The 6722-nt window shown below is 40.7% G+C and carries 6 protein-coding genes; 3 read left to right on the forward strand and 3 right to left on the reverse strand.

The features are described from left to right. Positions 1-763: 763 nt before the first annotated feature. The 3 genes from JCM9140_RS21225 to JCM9140_RS21235 form a co-directional block, all read right to left on the reverse strand. The gene (locus JCM9140_RS21225; protein WP_052002467.1) at positions 764-1486 is read right to left on the reverse strand and encodes a FadR/GntR family transcriptional regulator; all 723 of its coding nucleotides are present in this window, start codon (positions 1484-1486) and stop codon (positions 764-766) included. Between the two features lie 77 nt (positions 1487-1563). Then, positions 1564-2361, reverse strand: a complete 798-nt coding sequence (locus tag JCM9140_RS21230) for an alpha/beta hydrolase (protein WP_034751438.1) — start codon at positions 2359-2361, stop codon at positions 1564-1566. Between the two features lie 18 nt (positions 2362-2379). Then, the gene (locus JCM9140_RS21235) at positions 2380-3738 is read right to left on the reverse strand and encodes a GntP family permease (RefSeq protein ID WP_034751440.1); all 1359 of its coding nucleotides are present in this window, start codon (positions 3736-3738) and stop codon (positions 2380-2382) included. 974 nt (positions 3739-4712) lie between these two features. Between JCM9140_RS21235 and JCM9140_RS21240 the strand changes: the two genes are divergently transcribed. The 3 genes from JCM9140_RS21240 (at position 4713) to JCM9140_RS21245 (ending at position 6451) form a co-directional block, all read left to right on the forward strand. Beyond that, on the forward strand, positions 4713-4988 hold the full coding sequence (locus JCM9140_RS21240) for a helix-turn-helix domain-containing protein (protein WP_034751443.1): 276 nt from the start codon (positions 4713-4715) through the stop codon (positions 4986-4988). Positions 4989-5057: 69 nt separating this feature from the next. After that, positions 5058-5579: a competence protein ComK gene (locus JCM9140_RS23405; RefSeq protein ID WP_081727818.1), complete on the forward strand. Its 522-nt coding sequence runs from the start codon at positions 5058-5060 to the stop codon at positions 5577-5579. A 50-nt stretch (positions 5580-5629) separates the two neighbouring features. Continuing rightward, complete coding sequence (locus JCM9140_RS21245) at positions 5630-6451, forward strand: hypothetical protein (protein WP_034751446.1); 822 nt, start codon at positions 5630-5632, stop codon at positions 6449-6451. The last annotated feature ends 271 nt before the right edge of the window (positions 6452-6722 follow it).

Genomic DNA, 6722 nt, shown 5'->3' on the forward strand with positions numbered 1-6722 from the left:
ATGCTTCCCTTGGTGAAAACTGCTCAAACTTATTTGTGAAAAACTGTTGATTTCTACTTGACGGTTACAATTGTCCCCTGTTAGAACCGTCCCCGTGCTTCAACACGCACTTTAATATATGAAATTCTTTTAATGAAGAATAAATTTAGGTATAATGTATATATAATAAAAAAGAGAAGTGCGCTAACACTTCTCTTTGCAACCTCTACCGTCAGGGTGGTGGTTGTCAAATTACTTGTTCGCTTTTCGAGAACCACCCTTCAGCTTGCGACGGCATAGGGTGGCTTTCTTGTTTTCTAGTGCATTCTTCCGAAAAGTATATGCACTTATTTCACGCACAATCCCTTTCAGAACTTCTCTAAAAAATTCAAGAAATGTTTCCATGATTATCACCTTCTTTCCTAAACAGGAAAGAAGTGTAACAACCAACCACCCCCACAATATTCAGTTGCAACTCTATATTATCACAATCTCTTACGCTACTAACCTAACAACCTTCGACAAAATCTTACAATCTTCGAGTGGTTCCAGGCACCAAAACGAATGATTGCCGAACTGTAGGTATGTAACTAATGTGTCAGTAATTTTGGAAGCACGAGAACCGTCCCCATGCTTCCTTTAGGTTTTAGTTCTTTTGGTTAAATCTGAATTTATAGTCTCTACTTTTAGGAACAAACGCACAGATACCTTACCTTATTACCTCATGGGAAGCACGAGCACCGTCCCCATGCTTCCCGAAACTTATTAAGTACCTTAAACAATACTATAAATACAGATAGTCTTCCATCTCTTCCCCTGCAATCTTCTTCTTTATCCGCAAGACGTTTCGCCGCAGGTTCAGCATTACTAGACTAGTCGCAAGCTTGTCGTCTTTTTCTAAAATAGAATTATACAATTGCTTATGCAACTGATAACTATCACTCAAATCATGCGAAACAAACACCCGATTCAACTCATCCAAATAGCGGTCAAATTCCTTTTGAACGGACAAAACAGAATGGTATAACACCTTGTTATGCGTTCCCTTCAACATGGCATAATGAAATCTAGCATCCGCTTTGGAATATTTAAGATAATCATGCGTACACTCACACATTTCTTCCAGTGCAGCGCCGATTTCTGCTAAATCATCCTCGGTAGCATTCTTAATACAAAGTTCCGCTACCTTCACTTCGACCGCTTCACGAAATTCAGTGATATCAAGAAGCTCTTTCGGTGTAATATTCACAATGATCTTTTCTCCATCCAAATTATCTCTCTGAATATACCCAGAAACAAACGAACCTTTTCCGTGATAAGTAATAATAAGCCCCTCAGAACGTAGTGTTTGCAATGCAGCTCGAATGGTCACCTTGCTGACATGGAGACTCTCGAATAATTCATTCTCAGAGGGGAGCTTGGTGCCCGGCTCCCATTCCCCCGTATGAATCTTACCAAGGCAATAGTTATATACTTTTTCTACTTTACTTTCGCGAATTTCCCCCACAGCCTTCACCTAACTTATTAAATTTTAAAGTTTCTATTATTCTATTAAGTTCACCAAGGGACTTATTCCTATCTCAACTAAATAATTCCAAACCCCTTTAGCATTAGTGGGAAAACCTTATTCCAATACTCCCAGTCGTGCCCCCCCTCATCTTCGTGATAGGTGTAATTAAAGCAATCCGTCTCGTTCTCAATAAAATCCCGATATTCTACATTGTATTTGTATAACGGGTCGCTCACCCCACAGCTCTGATAGAGGTATGGCTTTGGTTCGTCCTCTTTATCCAACTTTTTTGCGATGTAAAATAAATCATTTTCTGTTCCCTGAAAATCCTTTTCGCCACCAAAAACGTTTAAAAAGTTCTCCTTGAAATCAGAAACAGTGAACATATTATGATCATCAGCCTCAAGTAACGACTTGTAAGGAGACAGTGCTCCCGACAAGCTTCCAGCTGCTGCAAATTTTTCCGGGCAATTTAGCGCCCACTTCATGGCACCGTAACCACCCATAGATATCCCTGCAACAAAGTTTTCTTCCCGTTTATTCGACGCAGGGAAAAAGTTACTGACAACGACTGGCAATTCTTTCGACAAAAATTGAAAATAGTTGTGTCCATGTTTACTATCCGTGTAAAAACTCCGGTGTGCGTTCGGCATAACAACGATTACATCTTTGTCCCTGACCAGCAATTCTACTAAACTTTTTCTCAACCAAGAAGTATGATCATCTGAGTGACCATGGAGCAAATAGAGTACCGGATACTTTTTATTCGGATTAGCTAGATGAGGCTGTTGCCTTTTCTCTGGCAACAACACATTCATCTCATAATCCATCCCAAGGGTGTAGGAAAAAAAGTTACAATTCACAAGTGCCATAACAGAAACTCCCTTTCATCAAACAAAGATGCTAATAATTAAAATGAACGTAAATGCAACAATGGATGCAACCCCAGTATAAAACGTCCAAGTTTTAAATGTTGTTTTCAAATCAAGACCTAGAAATTCCTTGAACATCCAGAAACCAGAATCGTTCACGTGGGAGAAGGATGTCGCACCGTTAATAACAGCAAGGCCGACCAACGCCAAGTACGATGGAGAAAGCTCCGCAATTTGAGGTAACGATGCCAATACCCCTGCGGTCATCGTCATGGATACTACGGCAGAACCAACGGAAACCCGAAGAGCAACCGCGGTCACAAATGCAACGACAATAATTGGCAGGTTCATACTAGAAACGAATTCACCAATTAAGGTAGCAGTTCCTGAATAATCAAGCATGTAACGTAACACACCACCACCAGCAGTTACCAATACGATAATCGCTACTGGGTTCAGCGCCTTCGTCATGATTTTTTCAATCTCTTCCCCTTTAAAACCACGTCGAATCCCCAAAACATAAATTGCTATTAAATTCGCAATCGTTAACGCAACAAACGGCTCCCCGACAAAGGCAGCAAAAGCTTTAAATCCTGCTGCAGATTCGGAATCAATCATAGAAGATCCAGTGTTTAACAAAATAAGGAGAATCGGTATTATGATGATTAACAGAATAGTCTTAAAAGACGCAGTTTCCCCTTTGTTTTCACTCTCTTTATTAGCAAAAGTATCTGGCACAGGAACATAAATTCTTTTACCTAATATTTTCCCGAAGAAATAACCTGAAATGATCCATGATGGAATGACTACAAAAATAGACAAGAATGTCATCAAGCCTAAATTAGCTTCCAACTGTCCTGAAATAATGATCGGACCAGGTGTTGGAGCAATCATTTGCGATAACCCAATACCAGCTACCATCGGAATAACGTAAGTCAAGACGGACTTATTTGTTCTTAACGCAACCTGAAAAACAAGTGGTAATAAAATGATAAATGCTGCATCATAGAAAACCGGTACCCCAACGAGTAGTGAGGTAATACCGATTGCAATGGAAGCTTTCTGCGTTCCAAACTTAGCAATAAGCGTATTTGCCAAAACATCAGCTGCACCTGTCGCGGCCAGTAATCCACCAAACATTGCACCCAAACCAACGATTAATGCAATCGATCCAAGCGTATTCGTAACCCCTGTCGAAAATGCATCCAACACTAAGCTTGCTGGCATTCCTGAACCGAATCCAATAAATGCAGCCGTAACCAAAATGGCAATCAAGGAATGAAGCTTCAACCGAATAATAAGAAATAAAAGCAATGCCAAACCAAGTAAAGCAACAATGACAAGTCTCGTTGGATCCGCTATAAAATTTGCATCCATGAAAATTCCTCCCTTTTCAATCTAAAGATGTTAACTCATTACCTATGTTTCTGAAGCTAACAACAACTTAACTGATAAGTAAAAATACTGTAGGAATGAGAAAAAGACATCGAATGCAGCCGATCTTGGCAAACATAACTAATGAGTTGTTAAGAGTATATTGGGGGGATAATGTAAATATGATTATTTTTTGAATGCGGTTACATTTCGCGACAATTAATCTATCCCCGCTAATCGTAGGATTTTCACTTAGACCCGGTTGCTCCATTGTTGTTTTTGGGAGCACTTTTCTACAAACGTTACTTGGTTCTGAGTTATCTTACCTAATGTTTTCAATTCATCTAGGGTTGCCGCTCTATTCAACAAATCATCACCAAAAGAAGCAGCGGGACGGTTCTAACAGGGGACAATCGGAAGTTTTGCGCGAAAAAAGGCACAACTAGCGGATCTTATCTGCTCGTAGTGCCTTCATCTATACCTATACATAAACTATTATCGCAAAAATTTTTGATTCCCCAAGAAGAATGAAGTCGCGAGCTCCAGTAGTAAAGAACGAATTCACCATTATAAGTGACATGAAATGTTCTTAATTAGAAGGAGGATATTTCTGACTTGAGTCGATAATGGAATTTCAATCTTTTACCCACTTTTACGCTTTTTTTATCTTATTTGTCCCACCATTATACTTTAATTTCAACTAATTACCATTGGATTAGGTTTGGTTTTTAGCGATCGCGGCAAGCTATTTCGTTCTTCTTACGCTTCGTTGAAGACTCGAAATATCTATCTCATGAATATCGTGCGATGATTGCCATACTGTAGATGTATAACAAAGGTGTTAGTTATTTTGGAAGCATGAGAACCGTCCCCATGCTTTCCATGACCCACTCACCAAAAAAACAAAACAGCCACTATAGTGTATGGTGTCTCTCTTTCATCGATTGCATAATGATGAAAAAAAGGGAGACAAACATATGGCGAAAGATTCACATAAGAAACAACTGAACAGCCATATTGGAAAGTACATTCGTTCAATCAGGCATCAGAAAGGTCTTTCTCGAGAAGACTTGGCCGGTGCTGCCAATGTAAGTCTCACCCATTTAGGCAACATTGAACGCGGAACATCTGCTATGACCCCTTACATTCAAGCCAAAATCGCAAAAGGCTTACAACTTGAAGATCCGAACGAACTTACCTCTGAAGCTTTTCAAAAAGTGTATCCGACCATGTCAACTTACCAATCGGATTAGCTGTTCTCTCCATAATGTATATCAAAAAGGCGAGCTAATCCTGCTACTCTATCTAACCACTAACCTTTATTGAAAGAATCCCCCCAAAAAAAGGAGCCCCCCCATGCCAAAATCATCCTCCCTCACTACGAAATCAACCGCGACACCTCTGCCCTCTTCCCTGCGAATCATATGGATTACCACACGATCGTCTGGGAACGCGATCAACTCATCTATGTAAAAAAGCCAATTCTTCAGCTCATAAAAGAAGGCTGCTTAGAAGGCGGGGCTCACTATGACGGCCGAAAATCAGCTGTCATCCACAAGACAGGCATTCAAAGCCGTATTCCCATCCCCATCAATCCAAACGAGCACATCTATGCCTTTCCAACTCACTCACCGAAACTCCACGACTGCTGCTGGATCTTCTATCACCACATTAAAACGATCAAACGTCACCCGGACCCGCATCAATCGATCATTGTATTCAAGCATGGCAAAGAAATGCTACTCGACCTTTCGTACCATACGCTAGAAAGACAAGTCCAACGCACATCCTACTGCATCGTCCGCTTTTCCCACCGAGATCCTTCTTCACCCTATTATGTATAACAGTACCACCCCCCATCTACATCCTATTCCACATATAAGGAGGCCCTCCTATGCTAGCAGGCCACATCACTCATTTTGCAAGTCTTAGCCCATTTAAAACGGTCAAAGAATTTAACGACTCTACCAAAAAAGCACTAGACCTCCACGGTGATCACTTCACAAAAGGGGAGCACATCGCCCTTCTCAAACTAATCCAATTCAGCGTCAAACTACGAGGCGTTGCCTACGCAAAGATCTCCACTTTGGTTCAATCCACTCACAATGATAACAATGGCATCTCACGGTCAACCTTTGAACGAATGCTTCAAAAAGGAAAAACCCTCGGCCTTTTCACGATCCATGGCACAACTAGAAAAAAAGGTGGCGATTCGCATAACGTCTATGTCTTTACCCGCTCTGACGCACCGATTCAACAAAAATTGACAGACCGCAAAACCTCAGAAAATCCAATCACACAAAGCCATTCACCGACCAAAACGCAACGAGAAGCTCTTTCTTTTAAAGCTATAAACAAAAAAGAAAAAGATCTTCGAACGCATACGATTGATTCACTCGATTATACATATGTTCCCTTTCATGTTCCAACCGCATTTATAAAAGCGGTCAAACCTTTTTTCAACCGTGCAAAAGAAATTTGTACAATCTGGGACCGCGCATCTATGGCTTATCGCTCACAAAAATTTGACCAACCGATAACAGACGTTCTCCCTGTTATCATTCAAGCTTTTAAACAAACCGTGTATCGTTATAAGCAAAATCGCATAAAAACGAGTTTTGTTCCGTATTTTTATGCGGTCGTATTAGGAGCACTCGTGGCGGAAAAAAGGAAGATAAGTAGAGAGGAGAATACCGTTTGGGGTTGGTTGGGTTGAAATAAGAGAAGGTCATTCAACAAGTATATTATCCTTCCCTCACAATTCAGCCTTCTCCTCAATAGTTTGAGGCCCTCGGTTAAGCTAAAAAAAGAAGAACCAAAGCCTATTGCTCTAGTTCTTCAGGTTAAATCTGAATTTATAGTCTCTACTTTTAGTATCAAACGCACAGGTCCCTTACCTTATTACCTCATGGGAATCGCGGAACCGTCCCTGTGCTTCCACGATCTTGAGATCCACTTCTACTGCAAATTAGCTCTCGAGAAGCAGC

This window comes from Halalkalibacter wakoensis JCM 9140 (genome assembly GCF_000513095.1).
Taxonomy (GTDB): Bacteria; Bacillota; Bacilli; order Bacillales; family Bacillaceae_D; genus Halalkalibacter; species Halalkalibacter wakoensis.

Coding starts and splice junctions, on each gene's coding strand:
- JCM9140_RS21245 (WP_034751446.1), top strand. CDS start 5,630: ATGCTAGCAGGCCACATCACTCATTTTGCAAGTCTTAGCCCATTTAAA.
- JCM9140_RS21230 (WP_034751438.1), bottom strand. CDS start 2,361: ATGGCACTTGTGAATTGTAACTTTTTTTCCTACACCCTTGGGATGGAT.
- JCM9140_RS21240 (WP_034751443.1), top strand. CDS start 4,713: ATGGCGAAAGATTCACATAAGAAACAACTGAACAGCCATATTGGAAAG.
- JCM9140_RS21235 (WP_034751440.1), bottom strand. CDS start 3,738: ATGGATGCAAATTTTATAGCGGATCCAACGAGACTTGTCATTGTTGCT.